The sequence below is a fragment of the Variovorax beijingensis genome (assembly GCF_003951285.1).
GTDB lineage: Bacteria > Pseudomonadota > Gammaproteobacteria > Burkholderiales > Burkholderiaceae_C > Variovorax > Variovorax beijingensis.
In genome coordinates this window covers 132,532-154,401 of record NZ_RXFQ01000014.1, presented here as the reverse complement: position 1 = coordinate 154,401, position 21,870 = coordinate 132,532, and the positions used below count along the sequence as shown (strand labels likewise).

The following is a 21,870-nucleotide window of genomic DNA, read 5'->3' as shown; positions in this document are numbered from 1 at the left end:
CAGTCCATGCTTTTCGACGCCTTCTCCCTGCGCGCCACCCCGCTCAAGAACCGTGCCGTGATGTCGCCGCTCACCCGCAGCCGCGCGGCCGAGAACAACACGCCCAACAGCCTGATGGCCACGTACTACGCCCAGCGCGCGGGCGCCGGGCTCATCATCACGGAAGGCACCTCGCCCTCGCCCAACGGCCTGGGCTACGCCCGGATTCCGGGCCTGTTCAACGACGCCCAGGTGCAAGGCTGGAAGCTCGTGACCGATGCAGTGCATGCCAAGGGCGGCAGGATCGTCGTGCAGCTCATGCACACCGGCCGCGTGGCCCACACGGACAACCTGCCGGCCGGCGCCGAGGTGCTCAGTTCCTCATCGCAGACATGCCCCGGCCAGATGTGGACGGATACGCAGGGCAACCAGCCGCACACGCCGCCGCGCGCCATGGCCGAAGCCGACATCCAGGCTGCGATCGGCGAATACGCTACGGCCGCGCGCCTTGCCATCGAGGCCGGCTTCGACGGCATCGAACTGCATGCGGCCAATGGCTACTTTCTCGAGCAGTTCCTGAACGCCAACGTCAACCGGCGCACCGACGGCTACGGCGGCACGGCCGAAGGGCGCAACCGGCTGGTGCTCGAGGTCGCGCGTGCGGCCGTGAAGGAAATCGGCGCGGAGCGCGTGGGCGTCCGCCTGTCGCCGCACGGCGTGCTCAATGGCACGGGCGCATTCGAAGGCGTGGACGAACAGTACCTGGCGCTGGTGAAGCAGCTCTCCGCACTCGGCCTCATGTACGTTCACGTGCTGGACCATTCGGCCATGGGCACCCCGCCCGTCCCGGCCAAGCTGAAGACCGACCTCAGGGCTGCGTTCGACGGCCCCTTCATTCTTGCCGGCGGATTCGACAAGGCCAGCGCACTGCAGGCCCTGAGCGAAGGCCGCGCGGACCTGACGGCCATGGGCAGGGCTTTCATCGCCAACCCCGACCTGGTCGACCGCATGCGCCAGGACGCGCCGCTGAACGCGCCCGCCCCGGAGACGTTCTACACGCCCGGTGCCAAGGGCTATACGGACTATCCGACGCTCGCGGGCTAGGCACCGCACGGTTGCAAACAAACACGCCGCCGGCGTGCCCAACGGCTCAAGCGCTCCGGGTGAACAGCCGGAACCGCGAACTCAACAGGCAGCCCAGCCAGAGCGCCGCAAGTCCGCTGGAGGCGTTGTCGTGCCAGCCATGCTTGTCGTCCCACAGCAGCGCGTCGTCTTCGATCTGCACGCTCCACTTCGCATCGGCAAGCACTTCGCGGTGAATCCGGTTGAGACACCCGATCCAGTGGCGGGCGCCCTTGTGCATGGCAAAGGGCTTGTTGTCGGGCAGGGCCGTCGCGCCAGAGAACACCCCTGCGCCGGTCAGCCGCGACGCTTCGTAGCGCGTGAAGCTCTCCCAGTTGAGGCCCTTGCCCGTGTGCGCATAGCGCTCGATGTCGGCGATGACGTCGAACGATTGCGCGATCGCGTCGATGCGCTGCGATTCGATGGGGGTCAGTGGCGTGTCCCGCTTCGCGGTGTAGTAGATGCTGAAGCCCATGGGGCGATCTATGGCGCAACGCCGGCCGCAATCCCCATCACTCCGAAGGAGAAGGCGAGAAAGCCCGCCAACGCCCACCACATCTTGCGCCGAGCGGCATTCCCTGCGTCATTGAAGAACGAGCCCATGAGCAAGGATGGCGCAAAGAGTTTTCCCCACTCACGGTCGCTTCTGAAATTACGCATGATCTTCATCGTGTAGAAGCCGCAGAGGCAGACGCAGACCAGGGCGCCAGCCAGACACAAGGCGAACGCGAGAACGACCAGGTAGTGGTTTGGCATCTGGAACTGAGTGGCGTCAATCGTCACGGGCCAAGGTATCGGCCCGCGCCAGGTGGAAGACATGCAGCTCTTCCCAACGGCCCGTCGAGTTTTCGATCAGCACGACCGAGGCGCAATCCGCATGGATGCCGCCGAATGCATCCAGCCGCTCCTGCAACTCAGCGGCGGCTGCATCGGCCTCGGATGAGTTCCCATGGGCAACGGTAAGGTGCGGAACCACTCCTTGGTGCTCCCCTCCGTACGGCTGGAAATCCGGGAAGACATCCACGAGCGCCTGGGTCATGGCGATGAACGGCTCGGGCGGTTCCGGCGCGAGATACGCGGTCGCCGGGAAGCGCGCCACCCTGCCCAGCGAAAAGGAAAAGGCGGCGACTCGATTCAACGCATGTTGCGCCCGGTCCAGGACGGCAGGCGTGATGTGCCGAGGGTCCATGAACGGCACAAGCACCGTGATGTGCGCTGGCACCCCCAGCTTCGTCGTCGCGTCGAAGCGCTGCCGAAGGTCGCCGATCAACGGCTCGGCCGAGGGCACTTTGACAGCAAACGCGGATATCGCCATGAGCCCCATGATATTCAACCGGCGGTGAGCCGGAAGGTCCGCTCCTGGCTCACAAGCCGGCTCAGCTTCCCGTCCTCGGTGCAAGGTCCTGGCCAATCATGAGGCGGTGTCCGTCAGGCGTCGTGACCAGGAACTCGCGCATGCCGTGCGGCTTGTCTGCCGGCGCCTGCTTTATCAACGCGCCGCGCCGGACGAATTCTTCATGGAGTGCATCGACGTCATCCACATGCAGATATCCGAAGTAGCTGTGGTCGCCCGTCGCAGACGGTGGGACAGCGTCCGGACAATGGCCGATCATGATGCGCACATCTCCTCGCGAAAGAAGCTGCCAGCCGGTCCCTTCCGGCCACTGCGCCTTGAAGCCCAGGGCATCCCTGAAGTAGGCGGTGTTTCGCTCGAGGTCCGGAACGGCGAGCACGAACGAGAACGGGCGCAGTTGATTGGCTTGTGACATCGGATTTCCTCTTGTGTAGCGGTCGACACGGCAAATTGTGATGGCCCCCGGAGCACCTCGGGGCACAATCGTCCCTGCCATGAGCACCATCGCCGAACCGTCATCTTCTTCACATGCCGCGCCGAAGATCCGCGTGTTGATCGCCGACGACCAGGCGCTGATCCGTCGCGGCATGGCCATGCTGCTGGACGCAGCGCCGGACATCGAGGTGCTCGGCCAGGCAGCCGACGGCGTGGAAGCCGTGGAGCTGGCCCGCCGCCTGCTGCCCGACGTGGTGCTGATGGATCTGCACATGCCGCGCAAGGGCGGCGTGCTCGCGACGCGCGAGATCTCGGCCGCCTTGCAGCACACGCGCGTGATGGTGCTGACCACCTTCGACCGCGACGACCTGGTCTTCGACGCGGTGCGTGCCGGCGCGCAGGCCTACCTGCTCAAGGACGCTTCGGAAGAAGAGGTGCTGGACACCGTGCGGGCCGTGCATCGCGGCGAGTCGCGGCTGACGCCGCAGATCGCGCGCAAGGTGATGGACCAGTTCCGGCTATTGGCTGATCGCGTCGCACAAGAGCCGCCCTCCCCGCCGGCGCCGGATCCCCGCAACGCAACACCGGCCGCCGCGTCCGGCGAGCCATCGCCGTCCGATTCGGCGACGGCGACCAAACCGCTGACCGAGCGCGAGGCCGCCGTGCTCGAACTGATCGCCAAGGGCTATGGCAACCGCCAGATCGCCACGGCGCTCAACCTGGCCGAGGGAACGGCAAAGAATCACGTGAGCCGGATCATGCAGAAGCTCCACGCGAACACGCGCACTGAACTGGCGGTGCTGGTGTTGAAGAAGTAACCCCCCGAAGCGCCTTCGGCGCCTCCCCCAAGGGGGGCGCACCCGGTGGCCCGGCAAAGCCGGTTCCACGGGTGCGCTGGATCTGGCAGTGCCGAGTTTGGCAGCGGGGTGTCAGGCCGAGCGGCCTGCAGGCGACAGGCCGCCGGGCATCGCGAGATCGGGCGCTGGCGAAGGCGCATGCGATGCGGCGGCATTGATGGCGGTGTGCCTGGCCAGCATCGGCCGCAGCGCGACGATGGCCAGGAAGGCGGCGAACAGATCGAGGGCGGCAACTGTGTAGAGCACGGTCGACCAGGTGCCGGTGGCTTCCATCATCAGGTTGCCGAGCGGCACGAACAGCGCGCCGACGCCCTTGGCGCAGTACAGCACGCCATAGATCTTGCCGATGTGCTTGGTGCCGAAAGCGTCGCCCGCGAGCGCTGAGAACAGCGAGTACACCTCGCCCCAGGCCAGGAAGACCACGCCCGACAGGATCAGGAAGGCCCACGGGTTGTGGCCGAAGTAGCCCAGCGCAATGATGCCGATGCCTTCCAGCGTGAAGGCGATCACCATGGTCTTCTCGCGGCCGATGTGGTCGGAGATCCAGCCGAACAGCGGGCGCGAGATGCCGTTCATGACACGGTCGAGCATCAGCGCAAGCGGCAGTGCGGCCATGGTGACGAAGTACAGGTCCACCTTGAAGTTCTTCACGCCCAGGTCCTGTGCGATCACGCCCAGTTGCGCCACGGCCATCATGCCGCCGGTGACCACGCAGGAGAACATCAGGATCATCAGCCAGAACAGCGGCGTGCGAAGCGCTTCGCCCAGCGTGTAGTCACGCCGGCTCTGCACCAGCTTGGTCGAGCCCCGCACTTCATTGCCCTTGGGTGCCCGCAGGAACCAGGCCGCGGCAAAAGCCAGCGAGCCCTGCAGCAGGCCGAAGAACAGGAAGGCCTGCTGGAAGCCGGAAGATTCGATCATCGCGGCGATCGGCAGGATGGTGGCGGCCGAGCCGGCGCCGTAGCCGCCTGCCGTCAGGCCCACTGCCAGGCCGCGGCGGTCGGGGAACCACTTGAGCGCGTTATTAATGCAGGTGGCGTAGATCGAACCCACACCGATGCCGCCGATGGCCGCGCCGATGTAGAAGCCCATCAGCGTCGTGGCCTGCGAGTTGACGACCCAGGCCGCGCCGATGAACAGCGCACCGAAGGCCACGATCAGGCGGGGACCGAACTTGTCGATGAAGTAGCCCTCGATCGGCGCGAGCCAGGTCTGCACCAGCACGAAGATGGTGAAGGCGACCTGGATCGATGCGCGCTCCCAGCCGAACTTGCCCTGGATCTCCGGCACGAACAAGGTCCATGCGTACTGGATGTTGGCCGTGGCAATCATGCAGACGATGCCGACGGCCAGTTGCAGCCAGCGGTTGTCGAACAGGCGCGGCGGCGCGCCGGATGCGGCCTGTGTCAGGGAAGTGGGGTTCATTCGCTTTGTCTCCATTCGTTGTCGTGCCGATCGCGTCGCGGCACGTACAGGGGGTTGGGAATCAGTCGCGCTGGGGGCACGGATCGCGATGGGTGCAACTGTTGCCGCAAACCGCCGCCGGCGCGCCTGCCGGAAGTCACGCGGCGGATCGAGACAAACCCCGAGGTCTCAGGGGAAGTACCCATGCCGAAAGTCACGGCCGCCGTTTGCGAGAATCCGCAGCCAATGAACCTCGCACGTCGCATCGACCCACGGCGCTCCATGGCTGCGGCGATCGGCTGGCTGCTGATTGCGCTCACCCTGTGCCTGGCGCTCGTGGCCAACCTGTGGCTGCGAAGCTTCGTGCGTGCGACGCTGCTCGAGCAGCATGGCCAGCGCCTGGAAGCCGCGGCCGAGCACGTCAATGCCGAACTCGACACCGCGCTGCTGCTGCGCCTGCAGGCCGTCAGCGTGGTGGCGGCCATGCTGTCCGAGGACGTGCAGCACAGCGAAGGCGCACGCCTGAAGCGGTCGCTCGAGGCGGTGCGCCGCGGCGTGCCGGACCTGATCTGGCTGGCGGTGACCGATGCCGACGGCTTCATCGTCGCCGCGACCGACGAGCAGGTGGTCGGCCAGAACGTCAACCAGCACGCGTGGATCTCGCAAGGCCTGGACGCCGCGTGGATCGAGGAAGGCCGCTCACCGAACGAGCGCTTCCTGAAGCTCACCGCGCCGGTGCGCAACGCAGACGGCGCGATCATCGGCGTGGTCGCCGCGAACCTCCGCTGGAACTGGGTGCAGAAGATGATGGCCGAGATCCGCGCCTCGCCGGGCGAATGGCTGCTGATCGACCGCGACGGCATTGTGCGCCACGGGCCGAGTGTCCTTCTGGGGCAGCGCTGGCAGGATGCCGGCGATCCGATAACGCCCTTCGATCCCGTGGTCGCGGGCCTGGGGAACGACGGATCCGATCTGCCCACGCGCATCCGGACGAGGCGGCTGCTGGACAACCGGCCCTACCTGATTGCAACTCCGCCCAATGCTCGCGACGGCACGCTGCGCCGACTCGGCTGGCAGGCCGTGGTGATCCAGCCGGTCGAATCGGTCGCGGCGTTTGCGACCGCCATCGAATGGCGCATCTCGATCGTGCTGAGCCTGCTGGGCTTGGCCGCCGCGGTTGCAGGCATCGTCATGGCGCGCCGCCTCACGCGCCGGGTGAGCGTGATCGCCCATTCCGCGGACGCGGTGCTGGCCGGCAACGCAACGCGCATCGAGGTGCCGCAAGGTGCCGACGAAGCCGCGCGGCTGGGCAGCGCACTCGACCGGCTGCTGGACACGCTGCGGCGCGAACGCGACGAGTTGCGCCGGCTCAATGCCGAGCTGGACGAACGCGTGCGGCAGCGCACCGAGGAGATCAATCGGCTCGCACAGGAATCGCGCGACGCCGCGGTGGTGCGCGAGCGGCTGCGGCTCGCACGCGGGCTGCACGACACGCTGGCGCATTCCATGATGGCGATGCTCACCGAAATCCGTGTGCTCAAGCACCTGGCATCGAACCGGCCCGATGCGCTGCCGGACGAGCTGGTCCGGGCCGAGCGGGCGGCGCGCGACGGGCTGGACGAGGCACGCCGCGCGATCGACCAGCTGCGCAGCAACCCGGTGCGCGACACCGGGCTGGGGGCAGCGCTGGCCGAACTGGCCAAGAGCCTGGGCGAGCGCTCCGGCATCGAGCTCGACTGCCAGATCGACCCTGCCTTGTCCGCCCTCGCGGCCGAGCCGGCCGAAACCGTGTTCCACATGTGCGAGGAAGTGCTGCGCAACGTCGAACGCCACGCGGGCGCGGCACGCCTTTTGATCCGCCTGCAACGCATGGGGAGCGACGGCATCGAACTGGAGATCGCGGACGACGGCATCGGCTTCGAGCCGAGCGCAGGCGCCGCGGGGCACTACGGGCTCGTGGGGCTGCGGGAGCAGGCCGACGCGATCGGCGCCCGTCTGCGCATCGACAGCCGCAGCGGCGAAGGCACCCGCGTGTCGCTGCGATGGACGCATGCGGGCGCGGCCTGAGCCGGGATCCACAGCCGCCGCGGCATCGCCGCGTATTGCATGCACATTGAAGACTCGCGCTTCAATGGCAATGGAAAGATCGGACGGTTCCTTTAATTGCCCGCCATGGTGCCATCGCAGGGCGGCAACTGCATTCGCGCATCAATCCTGAGTGCTATAAACGAATGGCACCATGAAAGTGCCACATGTGAATCGGCATACTTACATATTGAAATTAACATCCCTCTCGGACCTGACATGACCTCAAAAAGCAAACTTCTGCTCGGCGCCGCATTCCTGGCGAGCTGGATGAGCGTGGCCTCGGCCCAGGACGCCGATCCGACGAACATGGTTCGCGGCGGCCTGCAGGCCATTCAATTGGTGGACCAGGGCAAGAGCGGCGAACTCTGGGACGGCTCGGGCCCCGCCACCAAAAAGCGGGTTGCACGTCCCGAGTTCGTTCGCCAGGTCGAGGCGTCGCGGTCGCCGCTCGGTGCGGCGCAGCAGCGCACGTGGGTCTCGGTCAATCGCCAGTTGGTTGCAAACGAAGATCCCGATGTGGCCGGCCAATACATCAACGTCGAATACGAAACCCGTTTTGCCAACGCCGGCAACCGGGTGGTGCGCGAGATGACGAGTTTTCGCCTCGACCCCAGCGGCACGTGGCGCCTGAGCGGCTACGTGCTGCGTTAAGCCGCTCCCGCCAAGCCACCCCCTTCGATGCGCCGCGGTTCCCGCGGCGCGTCTGCCTGGCGAATGCCCCAAGGCGGCGGGCGTTCGCAGCTGCAATCTCCCCCTCCCTCTCGACGGATCGCCGCACCGCCTCCTGAGTGCGAGCCGTAGCCATCGGCAGCAGCTCGCACCGAGGCGCCTCGCGAGCCAGATCGGTTCACCGTCTTCCGGCAGCGCCCCTCCCCGGCCTCGCCCTCCCCACACGGCAACGCATCGGGCCCGCATTCGTCGCCGTGCAAATTCGCTGCACGTCAATTCGGTGACGGCCAATTTTGGAGCACTCCAATTCGGTGCACTACCACCGGAAAGTAATTGATATGAATTTTCAATCGATTACTACGGAAACCCGTGGCAATAAATTCAACATCTAAATACTTGGTATTACTATTTACATTAAATTATTAATAGCAATTTTCAAAAAGAACACCAAGAATATATGTTATGCATTTCAATTAATAATGAATTTACATTACTACCCGCCAAGCCAGTCCGATAAAAATATTTAATTGCTGCAATGCCGCAATGACGTGAATCCACCACACGCCAGTTGCATTCCTCCGCAATCTCTTAAGATCCGCCAAAAAATGTTTCCGTTTAATTGCAATTGAGAAAAAGGTTTTGCAATTATTTCTAAAGGTTCTATGGCATATGCCATCCATGGATCCCGCTTGCCGTGGAGCAAGGCTTCTGGCGTCTTGAACAATCGAGGAGAAATGCATGAATAAGTCGTACCGCAGCATCTGGAATGAGGCATTGGGCGCCTGGGTGGCCGCCTCGGAACTCGCATCGAGCCGGGGCAAGAAGGGGTCTTCGCGCGCCCTGGTGAGTGGCCCGGCTGCCGAGGCATCGTGGCCGGCGGGAACCTCAAAGGTCCTCGGCAAGTTTGTCGGGATCGTGGCCACGCTGATGGCGGTGGGCGGGATGGGATGGACCTCGTCGGTGCAGGCGCAGTCGGTGACTTGCAATGTGGCGCCTTGGAATGCGTACAACAGCACCGCCTCATGCATGGGCTTTAACGCCACGGCTTCGGGAATCGGGGCTACCGCGCTGGGCTCTCTCGCGCGCGCCGATGTCCTTGGCGGGCTCGCAGTAGGGTATAGCTCCCATAGCGCCGGGCAAAATGGCATTGCCGTAGGCTTCGGGGCAGAGGCCGCAGCCATCAACTCCATCTATCTGGGGGCCCGCACCGCCGCTGGGACAGGCGCGCTGGCTGGCGGCGCCATCGCAATTGGCACGGATGTGACAGCGCAGGCCAACGCCGTTGCGATAGGAACCCAAAGCAAGGCGACCGGGATCAATGCTACGGCGGTCGGCATCATCGCCAACGCGAGCGCCGATGGCGCCACGGCGATCGGCCCCGCTGCCGCGGCGTCGGGGACCAATTCCATCGCATTCGGCAACACCGCCACTGCGAGCGGTATTACATCGATCGCGATCGGCGTAAGGTCCGTGGCGAGCGGCAGCCTTACGATCGCCATGGGCCAGGACGCCACTGCGACCCAGTCCGGCGCGCAGGCCATTGGCCTTGATGCCGATGCCACCGGCATCAATGCCACCGCATTGGGGTCCGGGACAACCGCGAGCGCCACCAATGCGACCGCAATTGGTGCGTCCGCCAGCGTCACCGGAGTCGGTGCCAGCGCTGTGGGTTCTTTCGCCAGTGCCAGTGGAGGAAACTCCGCTTCGATAGGTTCTGGTGCCAGCTCCAGCGGTGCCAACTCGTTCGCCGCCGGCCGTCTGGCAACGGCAAGCAACGAGGCAGCCACTGCCGTCGGCAACGCCGCTCAGGCGCAAGGGAACAGTTCGCTTGCGCTCGGAGCGCAAGCGATCGCTGTCGGGACGAGCACGGTTGCCGTCGGCCAGGGTGCCGGCGCGGGCTCGACGGCCACCAATACGGGTTCGGTCGCCGTGGGCATTGCCGCCGGCACGCTGGTCACCGGCGCGCAGAACACGGCCATAGGCGGAGGCATTGCGAGCGTGATGCGGGGCGCGGGTTCGGGCGTCACGGGAACGCGCAACGTCGCCTTCGGCTCGGGCGATGGCACGGTCGCCTACGACGCCACCCTGGACGCTTCGGCAGGCAGCCTGGTCAGCGGCAACGACAACGTTGCCATCGGCACCAACGCAGGCATCGGCGTCGCCGCCAGCGAAACCACGTCGATCGGCCTGAACGCGAATGCGAGCGCGGACAGGGCGATCGCCCTCGGCTCCCAGGCAAAAGCGTCCGCCCTGGACGCCGTCGCGCAAGGTACCAACACGAGCGCAGCCGGCCGCAACGCCATTGCCATCGGCTTCCAGGCGATCGCGTCGGAGATCAACTCCATCAATCTTGGCGCGCGCACGTTGGTCGGGTCGGGCGCGCTGGCGGCGGGCTCCATCGCCATCGGCACGGATGTGACGGCCTCGAAAGATCGCGCCGTCGCACTGGGCATCGTCAGCCGGGCAACCGGCCTGGATGCGGTGGCGGTCGGCACGCGGGCCAATGCTGCGGCCGACAACGCCACCGCGCTCGGCTCGGGCGGAACCGACGCTGCGACCGCCGTGCGCGCTACCGGCGTTGGCTCGCTCGCCATTGGCGGCAATGCCACCCTGGGTGCTCTTGCATCGGGCGCCAATGCCATTGCCATCGGCGGTGAATCCGTCGCCGACGCCGATGACGCAGTTGCCATCGGCCGGGCCTCCAGGGCCACCGGTGGCCGCGCAGTCGCCATCGGCGCCGGCAACGTCGCCAACGGCGACGGCGCCGTGGCCATCGGCGACCCCAACACCGCGACCGGCAACGGCGCGATCGCTTCGGGCCTGGACAACACCGCCACCGGCAATGGTTCGGTGGCGATGGGTAACACCAACATGGTCGGCGGCGGCGGCCAGGCCGTGAGCACCCCCGGCACGGCGGCGCAGGGCGCAGTCGGCATCGGCTACCGGAACACGGTGGTCGGCCAGGGCAGCGTGGCGATCGGCAGCACCAGCAGCGCGCTGGCCGCCGGTGCGGTGGCGTTCGGCGACACGGCGGTGGCCAACAACGCGGACGACGTGGCGCTGGGCTCGGGCTCGGTGACGGCCGCTGCGGTTGGCACGGCCGGCATCGTGATCGGCGGCACCCCCTACACCTTCCAAGGCACCACGCCCACGAGCACCGTGAGCGTGGGCAGCGCAGGCAACGAGCGCACGATCACCAACGTCGCAGCCGGCCGGATCTCCGGCACCTCGACCGACGCGATCAACGGCTCGCAACTCTACGCCACCAACCAGGCGGTGCAGGCCATCGCCGCCAGCACGCCCACCCACTACTACAGCGTGAACGACGGTGGCACGCAGCAGGCGAACTACACCAACAACGGTGCCACCGGCGTCAATTCGATGGCGAGCGGCGTTGCGGCTCAGGCCACTGCCGACTTTGCGTACGCAGCGGGCTGGAGTGCTACTGCGACCGCTCAGAACACCACAGCTCTCGGTGCCAGTTCCAGCGCGAGTGGTGGCAATTCCCTGGCCGTCGGTTTCGACAACACGGCCACGGGCTTCAATTCGGCGGCGCTGGGTGTGAGCACCTCCGCCGTGGCCGACGGAGCGATGGCCTTCGGCAACGGTTCCACCGCTTCGGGCATCAACTCCATCGTTATCGGCACCAGCACGACGGCCAGCGGCCTGGGCTCGACGGCGATCGGTACGCTGGCCGACGCCGCTGCGGACTGGACAACAGTGGTCGGCACCTCAGCACAGGCAACCACCAACTTCGGCACGGCATTCGGCGTGCAGGCCAAGGCCCTGGCGGATTGGACGACAGCACTCGGCACAGTGGCACAGGCGACTGCCAGCTATGCGACGGCGCTCGGTGCGGGCGGCACCGGCGCGAGCACAGCCGTGCGCGCCACGGGCGCCAACTCGGTCGCCATCGGCGGCAATGCAACCGAAGGCGCCCTTGCATCGGGTGCCAATGCCATTGCCATCGGCGGTGAATCCGTCGCCGACGCCGACGACGCGGTTGCCATCGGCCGGGCCTCCAGGGCCACCGGTGGCCGCGCAGTCGCCATCGGCGCCGGCAACGTCGCCAACGGCGACGGCGCCGTGGCCATCGGCGACCCCAACACCGCGACCGGCAACGGCGCGATCGCTTCGGGCCTGGACAACACCGCCACCGGCAATGGTTCGGTGGCGATGGGTAACACCAACATGGTCGGCGGCGGCGGCCAGGCCGTGAGCACCCCCGGCACGGCGGCGCAGGGCGCAGTCGGCATCGGCTACCGGAACACGGTGGTCGGCCAGGGCAGCGTGGCGATCGGCAGCACCAGCAGCGCGCTGGCCGCCGGTGCGGTGGCGTTCGGCGACACGGCGGTGGCCAACAACGCGGACGACGTGGCGCTGGGCTCGGGCTCGGTGACGGCCGCTGCGGTTGGCACCGCCAGCGCCGTGATCAACGGCACGACCTACAACTTCCAGGGCACCACGCCGACTTCGACGGTGAGTGTCGGCGCTCCGGGCGCCGAGCGCACCATCACCAACGTTGCAGCCGGCCGCATCTCCGGCACTTCGACCGATGCGATCAACGGCAGCCAGCTGTTCGCCACCAACTCGGCGATCGATGCCGTGGCCGTTACCGCCGGCAAGGGCTGGAACGTGACCACGGCCCAGACGGGCACCGGCACCGCCACGGGCACCAGCGTGCAGAACATCGCACCCGGCGGCACCGCCACCTACACGGCGGGCAACAACATCGCCATCACGCAGAACGGCGCCGAGGTGCAGATCGCCACCAGCGCCACGCCCAGTTTCACCAGCGTGACCACCGGCGGCACGGTGATGAACAACAACGGCCTCACGATCACGGGCGGCCCGAGCGTGACGACCACCGGCATCAATGCCAACAACACGGTGATCACCAACGTGGCGCCCGGTGTGGCGCCCACCGATGCGGTGAACGTGGACCAGCTGACCGACACAGTGGCGGCCAGCAAGACCAAGTACTACAGCGTGAACGACAACGGCGTGGCCGGGGGCAACGTCAACAACGACGGGGCGCAGGGCATCAACTCCATTGCCGCAGGCGTGGGCGCCAGCACCACCGCGGCGGCCACCGGCAGCGTGGCCATGGGCACCAACGCCGCGGTCAGCACAGTCAACGGCGTGGCACTGGGCTCCGGTGCGACAGCGAGCGCCAATGCGGGCGACGTGGCACTGGGCTCGGGCTCCACGACGAGCAAGGCAGTCGGCACGGCCAGCGCCGTGATCAACGGCACGACCTACAACTTTCAGGGCACCACGCCGACTTCGACTGTGAGTGTCGGCGCTCCGGGCGCCGAGCGCACCATCACCAACGTTGCAGCCGGCCGCATCTCCGGCACTTCGACCGATGCGATCAACGGCAGCCAGCTGTTCGCCACCAACTCGGCGATCGACGACGTGGCCGCCACCGCCGGCAAGGGCTGGAACGTGACCACGGCCCAGACGGGCACCGGCACCGCCACGGGCACCAGCGTGCAGAACATCGCACCCGGCGGCACCGCCACCTACACGGCGGGCAACAACATCGCCATCACGCAGAACGGCGCCGAGGTGCAGATCGCCACCAGCGCCACGCCCAGTTTCACCAGCGTGACCACCGGCGGCACGGTGATGAACAACAACGGCCTCACGATCACGGGCGGCCCGAGCGTGACGACCACCGGCATCAATGCCAACAACACGGTCATCACCAACGTGGCGCCCGGCGTGGCGCCCACCGATGCGGTGAACGTGGACCAGTTGAACGACACGGTGACGGCCAACAGGACCAAGTACTACAGCGTGAACTCCGCCGGCGGCGGCAATGAGGACAACCTCGGCGCGACGGGTGCCGATGCGATCGCCTCGGGCAAGAACGCGACGGCCGCGGGGACCTCGGCAGTGGCCATCGGCCTGGGTGCGACAGCTGCGAACGCCAACAGCGTGGCACTGGGCTCGGGTTCCGTGACAGCCGCTGCGGTCGGCACGGCCAGCACCGTCATCAACGGCACGACCTACAACTTCCAGGGCACCACGCCCACGAGCACGGTGAGCGTAGGCAGCGTGGGTAACGAGCGCACCATCACCAACGTCGCGGCCGGCCGGATCTCCCAGACCTCGACCGATGCGATCAACGGCAGCCAGCTGTTCGCCACCAACTCGGCGATCGACGACGTGGCCGCCACCGCCGGCAAGGGCTGGAACGTGACCACGGCCCAGACGGGCACCGGCACCGCCACGGGCACCAGCGTGCAGAACATCGCGCCCGGCGGCACCGCCACCTACACGGCGGGCAACAACATCGCCATCACGCAGAACGGCGCCGAGGTGCAGATCGCCACCAGCGCCACGCCCAGTTTCACCAGTGTGACCACGGGCGGCACGGTGATGAACAACAACGGCCTCACCATCACGGGCGGCCCGAGCGTGACGCTCACCGGCATCAACGCCGGCAACACGGTCATCACCAACGTGGCGCCCGGTGTGGCGCCCACCGATGCGGTGAACGTGAGCCAGCTGACCACCCAGGTGGACGCGGCCAAGATCCGCTACTACAGCGTGAACGACAACGGCACCAAGCAGGGGAACTATGCGAACGACGGCGCCACGGGCATCAATGCCCTGGCCGCCGGCGTGAACGCCTTGGCGGCCGGTGCCAGCGGTGTGGCCATGGGCAACGGCTCGCGCGCCAGCGCCGCGGACACCGTGGCGATCGGCAGCGGCGCGACGGCCGATTCGGCTGAAGCAGTGGCCATCGGCAAGGGAGCCACAGCCACGGGCGGCAAGTCGATCTCGATCGGTTCGGGCAACACGGCCTACGGCGACGGCGCCGTGGTGATCGGCGATCCGAGCTATGCGAGCGGCACCGGTGCCTTTACCGGCGGTGCCAACAACACCGCCAACAGCGACGGCACGGCCTCGGCCACCGCGGCCAACCAGGCCAACGGCGCGGTCGCCATCGGCAATGGCAACAAGGCGATCGGCCAGGGATCGGTGGCACTGGGCAATGGCTCCACGGCCGGTGCGGTCGGCAAGGCGGGCAGCGTGGCCATCGGCAATGCCGCGACGGCGGCTGCCAGTGCGGGCGACGTGGCGCTGGGCTCGGGCTCGGTGACAGCCACCGCCGTCGGCACGGCCAGCGCCGTGATCAACGGCACGACCTACAACTTCCAGGGCACCACGCCGGCGAGCACCGTGAGCGTGGGCGCCGCCGGCGCCGAGCGCACCATCACCAACGTGGCGGCAGGCCGGATCTCGGGCAGCTCGACCGATGCGATCAACGGCTCGCAGCTGTTCGCCACCAACCAGTCGATCGAGGACCTGAGCACCACGGTCACGACCAACAAGACCAAGTACTACAGCGTCAACTCCACCGGCGGCACCAACGAAGACAACCTTGGCGCCACCGGGGCCGACGCCATCGCGTCAGGCAAGAATGCGGCGGCGGCCGGGACATCGGCCGTGGCCATCGGCCTCGGGGCCACCGCGGCGGACGCCAACAGCGTGGCGCTGGGTTCCGGTTCCACGACGGCCGCGGCCGTCGGCACGGCCAACGCCGTGATCGGCGGCACCACCTACAACTTCGCCGGCACCACGCCGACGAGCACGGTGAGCGTGGGCAGCGTGGGCGCCGAGCGCACCATCACCAACGTGGCGGCGGGCCGGCTTTCCAACACCTCGACCGATGCCATCAACGGCTCGCAGCTCTTTGCCACCAACCAGCAGGTGACGGCGAACACCACGCAGATCACCAACCTGGGCAACACGATCGGCGACATCAACAACGGCGGGGGCATCAAGTACTTCCACGCCAACTCGACGCTGCCAGATTCGCTGGCGCTGGGTACGGATTCGGTCGCGATCGGCCCGAATGCGGTCGCCACCAACGCGAACGACGTGGCGCTGGGCGGCGGCTCCACCACGGTGGCGGCGGTGGGCACGGCCAGCACGGTGATCAACGGCACGACCTACAACTTCGCCGGCACCACGCCGGTGAGCACGGTGAGCGTGGGTGCGGTGGGCGCCGAGCGCACCATCACCAATGTGGCGGCCGGCCGGATCTCGGGCGGCTCGACCGATGCCATCAACGGCTCGCAGCTGTTCGCCACCAACCAGTCGATCGAGAACCTGAGCACCACGGTCACGGCCAACAAGATCAGGTACTACAGCGTCAACTCCACGGGCGGGGGCAACGAGGACAACCTCGGCGCCACAGGTGTCGACGCCATCGCCTCGGGCAAGGACGCGAGCGCCACGGTCGCCGGCGCGGTGGCCATCGGCTCGGGCGCGGTCTCCGACCGCTTCGTGGCGCCCTCCACCGGCAGCATTCCGGCGGGCAGCTCGCTGATCAGCTACAACACCACCGACCGCGCCCTGCTGGGCGCCCTGTCCCTGGGCAGCGCCACCAGCTACCGCCAGATCACCAACGTGGCCGACGGCACGCAGGCGCAGGACGCGGTCACGGTGCGCCAGCTCGCGGGCGCGCTGACCTCCTTCGCGGTCACGCCGACGCTGTACTTCCATGCCAACTCGAGCGCGGCCGATTCGCTGGCCATCGGCGCCGAGTCGGTGGCGGTGGGCCCGCAGACGGTGGTCAACGGCAACAACGGCATCGGCATCGGCAACGGCGCGGTGGTGCAGCAGACCGCGCCGGGCGGCGTGGCGATCGGCCAGGGTGCAATCTCGCACATGGCCGACTCCATTGCGCTGGGCACGCAGTCTTCGGCCGCGGCCGTGCAGGGCGTGGCGCTGGGCGCGGGCACCAGCGTGACGCAAGCCGGCGGCGTGGCATTGGGCGCAGGCTCGGTGGCCTCCACCGCCGCGGGCGTGGCCGGCTATGTGCCGCCCACGGCCACCGAGGCGCAGCGCATCGCCATCGGCGCCACCACCAGCACGCTGGCGGCGGTGTCCGTGGGCGATGCGGCCAACGGCCAGTTCCGCCAGATCACCGGCGTGGCCGCGGGCTCGGCCGACAGCGATGCGGTCAACGTCTCGCAGCTGCGCGGCGTGCAGGGCCAGGTGGCGGTGATCGACCAGTCGACCGTCAAGTACGACACCAACCCCGATGGCTCCATCAACTACAACAGCGTGTCGATGGGCGGCAGCAACGCGACCGGGCCGGTCACGGTGCACAACGTGGCGCCCGGCGTCGCGGGCACCGATGCGGTCAACGTGAACCAGCTCAACAGCGGCATTGCGGGGGCCAACGCCTACACCGACGCGCGCGTCAACGCCCTGGGCGGCGAGATCCGCAGCATTGCCAAGGACGCCAGCGCGGGCGCGGCCGGTGCGATGGCCATGGCTAACATGCCGCAGGCCTACATCCCGGGCAAGAGCATGGTGTCCGCGGGCGTGGCGGGCTTCGACGGCCAGGCTGCGCTCGCCATCGGCGTGTCGAAGCTCTCGGACAACGGCCGGTGGGTCGTGAAGTTCAGCGGCTCGGCCAACTCGCGCGGCAAGGTCGGCGTGGCGGCCGGTGCGGGCTTCCACTGGTAAGCCGGCTGCATCAAAAGAGGAACAACATCATGACAACGCAAATCCATCGCTTCTCGGCCATTGCAGCGGGCGCCGCAGCGCTGCTGCTGCTGCAGGGCTGCAGCTCCTACGTGAGCCGCGGCATCACCGACGACGGCAAGGCCACGGAAGTGATCTTCCCCAACATCGACAACGATGCATGGCTCAAGGAAGGCACCTTCCCGAACCTGGACAACCTGCGCGCCGTAGCGCCCGGCGTCACCAAGGACCAGCTGTACGACCTGCTCGGCCGTCCGCATTTCCGCGAAGGCATGGCGGGCCCGCGCGAGTGGGACTACATCTTCCACTTCCGCAAGGCCGGCGGCGGCGTGACCACCTGCCAGTACAAGGCGATCTTCGACAAGGACTACAAGGCGCAGACCTTCCACTGGCTGCCGGCCGGCTGCGGCGACGTGCTGGGGGTGCGTGCGCTGCCGGCGGCCGAGCGGCCGGCCGCCGCGAGCCCGGCGGCACCGCGCCGGACCACGCTGGGTGCCGATGGCCTGTTCCGCTTCGACGGCCGGTCGCTCGCCGACCTGTTGCCGGAGGGGCGCCGCAAGCTCGATGCGCTGGCCGGCGACATCAAGGGAGCGGATACCGTCAAGGTGACGGGCTACACCGACCGGCTCGGCAGCCAGGCCTACAACAGCGCCCTCTCGCTGGCGCGTGCCAACACCGTGCGCGACTACCTGGTTCAGGCCGGCGTGCCGGCGCAGAAAATACAGGTGCAAGGCAAGGGCGAATCCGAGCCGAAGGTGCAGTGCACGCAAACGGCGCGTGCGGCCCTGATCGACTGCCTGGCACCGAACCGCCGCGTCGAAATCGAAGTCTTCGCAGAACGCTGAACGCCGCGCGGCTTCGCGCCTCACGCAAGCACGATCGCCATGAACACGATGGCAGCCGCAGCAGCAACGAACGCGGCCACCATCAGCGCGCCATCGTGCACGAGAAGCGCGAGTCCGAAGAGGGCGATGGCCGCCATCGGCGCCGTGCTCGCAAACGGCACGAATTCGAGCAGCGGCACCGTGCAGGCCAGAAGGATGCACGCGATCGCGGCCGCTCGAACGGCCGTGCCCCGCGTGAGCTTGCGAAGCCGCCCATGGAACCAGCGGTCCAGCCGCCTGGCGAGCGGTCGCATCTTTTCAGAGGCGCGGCGGATCTTCGCGGATGACACGGAACTTCGGGTCAACACCCGCGGCAGCCAGCAGCATTCCAGGCCGAACATCATCTGGCCGGCGACCAGCGCCACCACGACGGCCATGGTGCTCGCAAAGCCCGGGACGCCGCCCAGGGGCGATATCTCCAGCAGGGGCGGAAGCATCAGCAGGGGACCATAGCTTCGGCTGCCGAAGGCCCCCAACCAGTGCGCCACCGTTCACGCGAGGACCCTTTGCCGCGAGTTCCTCGAGCCGCTTCAGGATGTCCGAGACGCTGTGGATTTCGCCGCTGGAGCTCATGGCAGGCCCTTTTTTGTTGGGACAGCCTCGCAGGCAGGCGTCGGCTGCGCTGTAGGGCGATGCTCATATCGGCGTAGGCGCGGCGACACCACGATCGAAGCCGTGTCGCTCATCGGCCACTCACCATTTTGTGGGAGTGCTGGCCAAGACCCGTCACCACACAATGAGCTTGAAACGCCTCCAACGGCGGCTGTAGTTGCGCCTGTTCCTCTGCGCCGGTTTGTATTGCCGTGCTCGCGGCGGCCGGCCCGCAGCCCGCTTCAACGAGGACCCTGCCCACCTCCGACCGCCAAATGTGTCAGATTGTGATTCGGAACACATCCACGACTCGAAACCCGATGTCAAGCGGCATGTTGCTCCGTAGCATTCCCTGAAGACCGCTCACGAGCGGGTCAAAAGAGATGGTTCAACGATTCAGGGTCATGCCAAATGCAGAGAAAGTGGTGTCACGCAGGCGATGGAACGATCGCCCTGCCACGGATGGAAAACAGGCTCTTCGGGCCGCGGTGGCGCGCGGCCCTGGCGCATCTACTGCCTGCGAAACGTCGCGGCGCCACCGACGCCGCCGCGGCGAGAGAGCGATACCGCAGCCCGCTGCCCGACAGGGTGTGCGCGCTCTTCTTCATCGCCAATTTCGCGCAGCTGGTCGATACCGACGGGCCGGAAGTTGCCGCGGGTGTCAGCCGCGAGATCAGGCGCCGGATCCGCGCGAGCCTGCTGGCCTCGGCCGACACCGACCTGAGCTGCCTGCGCGACGACTGCTTCCTGCTTCGCACCAGCGCCGCCTGCACGGCCGGCGGCTCCACGCTCTCGCAGCGCTCCGGCGGCGGGCAGCTCGAGGAACTGCTGGCAAATCTCGGCAGCGAGCCGCTCAAGGTGCGCGGCATGACGGCACTGCCGCGGCTGCATGCGGACTGGATCGCGATGCGTGCGTCCAGGCGCATGGGCGCCGCGGAGATCGAGCTGGCGCTGTGGGCCGCGCAGGAGCGGCTCGCGCCGGATGTCGTGGTCGACTGCGTCGATCGCGTCTACGACGTGCATGTCGAGAGAAAGGCGGGAAGGCTCTGGTTGCGGGGCCGCGCCCTGCACGAGGCCGAAGAGCAAAGCCGCATCGAGGCGCTGTTCCGGCTGCTTCAGGCGGACTGCAAATGAGGTGGCCGACATAACTTTCGCCATGTACCTCCATCCCCTCATTGCCAGCGTGCCGCCAGCCGATCGCGCCGCCCTGATCCGCAGCAGCGAACTGCGGTCCTACCGGCGCAACGAGACGGTGCTTCTTGCGGACACCTGGACCGACCGCATCTACTGCGTGGCCAGCGGCCTGCTGCGAGCCGTCGATCGGGACGTCACGACCGACTTCATCCGCAGGGGCGATTTCTTCCTCGGTCCTTCATTGGGCGAGGACCGCTATCAGACCACGTCGACCCTGGTCGCAGCCCTGCCCTCCTCGGTCTACCTGATGCCGATTGCCGCGATCCGCAGGCTGTGCTCGACCTACCCCGAGGTGACCATCGGCCTGCTCGAGGTTGCGATGAAGCGCATCACCATGATTCGCGGCCAGTTGCGCCGGATCTCGTCGCTGTCGGCCGAGAACCTGGTCGGCCGCGTGCTCCATGAGCTGACCCAGCTGGCGCCAGCGGGCACCGGCGGCTACGACAAGCGCATCACCCAGGCGGTCATCGCATCGTATTCGGGGCTCTCGCGCGAGGTGGTCAACAAGACCATGCGCGACCTGGAGAGCCGCGGCCTGGTCCGCCGCGACGAGAAAGGCATCCACATCCCGCCGAACTTCGCCTCGACGGACTTCGGCAGCCTGCTTCCAAATGCGCAGGACGCATCCGCCGCTGAAGCTCAGGAAGCTCATCCGATGTTCGACCCCGAGTTGTTCACCGTGCCGGAAGACGCGGGCAACGCCGGACCGAAGCAAGGTTGATTTTCCCGGGGGCATCGCCAGTTGCCCGATCAGCGAACAGGCATCTGAGCCGTCTCTCCCCCACTCCTGAGAGACGTGATCGCGAAGCTGACCGCCCGCTTCGAAGCCAGCTGCGATTTTCCGCATCGGCTGCAGCAATAGAACCGCAGCCAGGGAAAGAGCTTCATCCACCAACGCCGATGGATGCGCTCCAGATGTGCAAGACCGCATGAGCAGTTGAGGAAGGGACCGCTCGCGGGTGCGGCCGGATGCGCCTTCGAATGCGCCGGTTCACGCGTTGCATGCTTCAGATGGCCGTGTTGCAGCTCGCGACGGTTGTTCATGCAAGCCATCGTGCCGGTATGACTGCGTCTCGCGCGGCAGGCTGTGATCTTCCTCACCTGCTGCAGCAGAAAAAAGTCCTTCGCCCAGCTGCGGGAAACGCGGTGCAGATCTTCAGGACGAAACAGGCGTCGTCACGGAAACCTCGGCTGCGTTCACCCGCGCTTGGTGGAGGAGGATGCACGGGTCGGCGACGGCCGCGGTCTTGCGCGCCGCGCGGCGGGCTCGGCGAATGCGGCGCGCTTGGGCGCGGTGCGCTCCAGCTGCCGCGCGATGTTGCCGCACACCAGATCGCACAGCTCGTAGACCGCCGGATCCGCGATCCTGTAGTAGGCGCTGTTCCCCCGGGCCTGCCTCGACACCAGTCCATGCTGGGTCAGCAGCGCAAGGTGCCGGGAGATGTTGGCCGAGCTGTAGCCGCACAACTGCGCCAGCTCGCCCACGTTGCGCTCCTGCTGGCGCAGGAAATTGAGAATCTGCAGCCGCGTCGGCTCGGCCAGCGCCTGGAAATACGCTGCCACCTGCACCAACGCATCGTCGGAAAGTCCTTCCATGCTCGGACACGCCTGATGTTGATCTGGCGCAATCATGCCTGAGCCCTCGCTTCTCATACTGGTCTTTGCGAAATCAAATTATCAATCACTTGACTATTTAGCTATGTGCGCAAATACTTTACCAATTGCCGATGTGATTCCAGTTCCGGGTTGGCCGGGCTGGGCATCGGCCTTCGAACTGTCC

The 21,870-nt window shown here is 67.1% G+C and carries 16 protein-coding genes and 1 pseudogene; 9 read left to right on the top strand and 8 right to left on the bottom strand.

The window, feature by feature from the left end; all coding sequences use genetic code 11:
- Positions 1-6 precede the first annotated feature (6 nt).
- Entirely contained in the window at positions 7-1,083 is a 1,077-nt protein-coding gene (locus EJO66_RS22845; RefSeq protein WP_124962198.1) for an alkene reductase, read from the top strand.
- Between the two features lie 46 nt (positions 1,084-1,129).
- Here the strand turns inward: EJO66_RS22845 and EJO66_RS22840 are convergent, their stop codons facing one another.
- The 4 genes from EJO66_RS22840 to EJO66_RS22825 form a co-directional block, all read right to left on the bottom strand.
- Positions 1,130-1,576, bottom strand: a complete 447-nt coding sequence (locus EJO66_RS22840; RefSeq protein ID WP_124962199.1) for a hypothetical protein — start codon at positions 1,574-1,576, stop codon at positions 1,130-1,132.
- A gap of 8 nt (positions 1,577-1,584) precedes the next feature.
- A complete protein-coding gene (locus tag EJO66_RS22835) occupies positions 1,585-1,884 on the bottom strand; it encodes a hypothetical protein (RefSeq protein ID WP_124962200.1) in 300 nt (99 codons plus the stop codon).
- A complete protein-coding gene (locus EJO66_RS22830) occupies positions 1,874-2,416 on the bottom strand; it encodes a 2'-5' RNA ligase family protein (RefSeq protein ID WP_124962201.1) in 543 nt (180 codons plus the stop codon). Before EJO66_RS22830 ends, EJO66_RS22835 begins: the two co-directional genes overlap by 11 nt.
- A 61-nt stretch (positions 2,417-2,477) precedes the next feature.
- Positions 2,478-2,870 carry a VOC family protein gene (locus tag EJO66_RS22825; protein ID WP_124962202.1) on the bottom strand — a complete coding sequence of 131 codons (393 nt, stop codon included), beginning with the start codon at positions 2,868-2,870 and terminating at the stop codon, positions 2,478-2,480.
- Between the two features lie 79 nt (positions 2,871-2,949).
- On the opposite strand from EJO66_RS22825, the gene EJO66_RS22820 reads away from it, so the two are divergent.
- Complete coding sequence (locus EJO66_RS22820; RefSeq protein WP_125966247.1) at positions 2,950-3,708, top strand: response regulator transcription factor; 759 nt, start codon at positions 2,950-2,952, stop codon at positions 3,706-3,708.
- Between the two features lie 111 nt (positions 3,709-3,819).
- On the opposite strand, the gene oxlT is transcribed toward EJO66_RS22820, so the two are convergent.
- A complete protein-coding gene (oxlT, locus tag EJO66_RS22815; protein ID WP_124962204.1) occupies positions 3,820-5,172 on the bottom strand; it encodes an oxalate/formate MFS antiporter in 1,353 nt (450 codons plus the stop codon).
- Between the two features lie 225 nt (positions 5,173-5,397).
- Between oxlT and EJO66_RS22810 the strand changes: the two genes are divergently transcribed.
- The 5 genes and pseudogenes from EJO66_RS22810 (at position 5,398) to EJO66_RS22795 (ending at position 18,266) form a co-directional block, all read left to right on the top strand.
- Entirely contained in the window at positions 5,398-7,218 is a 1,821-nt protein-coding gene (locus EJO66_RS22810) for a sensor histidine kinase (RefSeq protein ID WP_223262510.1), read from the top strand.
- 237 nt (positions 7,219-7,455) lie between these two features.
- Positions 7,456-7,890: a DUF4019 domain-containing protein gene (locus EJO66_RS22805; protein WP_124962206.1), complete on the top strand. Its 435-nt coding sequence runs from the start codon at positions 7,456-7,458 to the stop codon at positions 7,888-7,890.
- 756 nt (positions 7,891-8,646) lie between these two features.
- Positions 8,647-9,510 (top strand): annotated as a pseudogene (locus tag EJO66_RS33310) (ESPR-type extended signal peptide-containing protein); the annotation flags it as partial.
- 327 nt (positions 9,511-9,837) lie between these two features.
- The gene (locus tag EJO66_RS22800; protein WP_240648696.1) at positions 9,838-17,403 is read left to right on the top strand and encodes a YadA-like family protein; all 7,566 of its coding nucleotides are present in this window, start codon (positions 9,838-9,840) and stop codon (positions 17,401-17,403) included.
- A 29-nt stretch (positions 17,404-17,432) separates the two neighbouring features.
- Positions 17,433-18,266 (top strand): OmpA family protein, encoded by an 834-nt coding sequence (locus EJO66_RS22795; protein ID WP_125966243.1) that lies wholly within the window; start codon positions 17,433-17,435, stop codon positions 18,264-18,266.
- Positions 18,267-18,286: 20 nt separating this feature from the next.
- Here EJO66_RS22795 and EJO66_RS22790 read toward each other — a convergent pair whose 3' ends face one another.
- Positions 18,287-18,742, bottom strand: a complete 456-nt coding sequence (locus tag EJO66_RS22790; RefSeq protein ID WP_206168885.1) for an exopolysaccharide biosynthesis protein — start codon at positions 18,740-18,742, stop codon at positions 18,287-18,289.
- Positions 18,743-19,358: 616 nt separating this feature from the next.
- Between EJO66_RS22790 and EJO66_RS22785 the strand changes: the two genes are divergently transcribed.
- Together EJO66_RS22785 and EJO66_RS22780 are read left to right on the top strand one after the other, a co-directional pair.
- Positions 19,359-20,030 (top strand): hypothetical protein, encoded by a 672-nt coding sequence (locus EJO66_RS22785; RefSeq protein WP_240648693.1) that lies wholly within the window; start codon positions 19,359-19,361, stop codon positions 20,028-20,030.
- A 22-nt stretch (positions 20,031-20,052) separates the two neighbouring features.
- Positions 20,053-20,811: a Crp/Fnr family transcriptional regulator gene (locus EJO66_RS22780; protein WP_125966241.1), complete on the top strand. Its 759-nt coding sequence runs from the start codon at positions 20,053-20,055 to the stop codon at positions 20,809-20,811.
- 29 nt (positions 20,812-20,840) lie between these two features.
- Here EJO66_RS22780 and EJO66_RS22775 read toward each other — a convergent pair whose 3' ends face one another.
- The gene (locus tag EJO66_RS22775; RefSeq protein WP_125966239.1) at positions 20,841-21,134 is read right to left on the bottom strand and encodes a hypothetical protein; all 294 of its coding nucleotides are present in this window, start codon (positions 21,132-21,134) and stop codon (positions 20,841-20,843) included.
- Positions 21,135-21,287: 153 nt separating this feature from the next.
- On the bottom strand, positions 21,288-21,686 hold the full coding sequence (locus EJO66_RS22770; protein WP_125966237.1) for an ArsR/SmtB family transcription factor: 399 nt from the start codon (positions 21,684-21,686) through the stop codon (positions 21,288-21,290).
- Positions 21,687-21,870 lie beyond the last annotated feature (184 nt).

Coding starts and splice junctions, on each gene's coding strand:
- EJO66_RS22845 (WP_124962198.1), top strand. CDS start 7: ATGCTTTTCGACGCCTTCTCCCTGCGCGCCACCCCGCTCAAGAACCGT.
- EJO66_RS22810 (WP_223262510.1), top strand. CDS start 5,398: ATGAACCTCGCACGTCGCATCGACCCACGGCGCTCCATGGCTGCGGCG.
- EJO66_RS22770 (WP_125966237.1), bottom strand. CDS start 21,686: ATGGAAGGACTTTCCGACGATGCGTTGGTGCAGGTGGCAGCGTATTTC.
- EJO66_RS22825 (WP_124962202.1), bottom strand. CDS start 2,870: ATGTCACAAGCCAATCAACTGCGCCCGTTCTCGTTCGTGCTCGCCGTT.
- EJO66_RS22795 (WP_125966243.1), top strand. CDS start 17,433: ATGACAACGCAAATCCATCGCTTCTCGGCCATTGCAGCGGGCGCCGCA.
- EJO66_RS22790 (WP_206168885.1), bottom strand. CDS start 18,742: ATGCTTCCGCCCCTGCTGGAGATATCGCCCCTGGGCGGCGTCCCGGGC.
- EJO66_RS22830 (WP_124962201.1), bottom strand. CDS start 2,416: ATGGCGATATCCGCGTTTGCTGTCAAAGTGCCCTCGGCCGAGCCGTTG.
- EJO66_RS22785 (WP_240648693.1), top strand. CDS start 19,359: ATGGAAAACAGGCTCTTCGGGCCGCGGTGGCGCGCGGCCCTGGCGCAT.
- EJO66_RS22820 (WP_125966247.1), top strand. CDS start 2,950: ATGAGCACCATCGCCGAACCGTCATCTTCTTCACATGCCGCGCCGAAG.
- EJO66_RS22805 (WP_124962206.1), top strand. CDS start 7,456: ATGACCTCAAAAAGCAAACTTCTGCTCGGCGCCGCATTCCTGGCGAGC.
- EJO66_RS22840 (WP_124962199.1), bottom strand. CDS start 1,576: ATGGGCTTCAGCATCTACTACACCGCGAAGCGGGACACGCCACTGACC.
- EJO66_RS22775 (WP_125966239.1), bottom strand. CDS start 21,134: ATGAACAACCGTCGCGAGCTGCAACACGGCCATCTGAAGCATGCAACG.
- EJO66_RS22780 (WP_125966241.1), top strand. CDS start 20,053: ATGTACCTCCATCCCCTCATTGCCAGCGTGCCGCCAGCCGATCGCGCC.
- oxlT (WP_124962204.1), bottom strand. CDS start 5,172: ATGAACCCCACTTCCCTGACACAGGCCGCATCCGGCGCGCCGCCGCGC.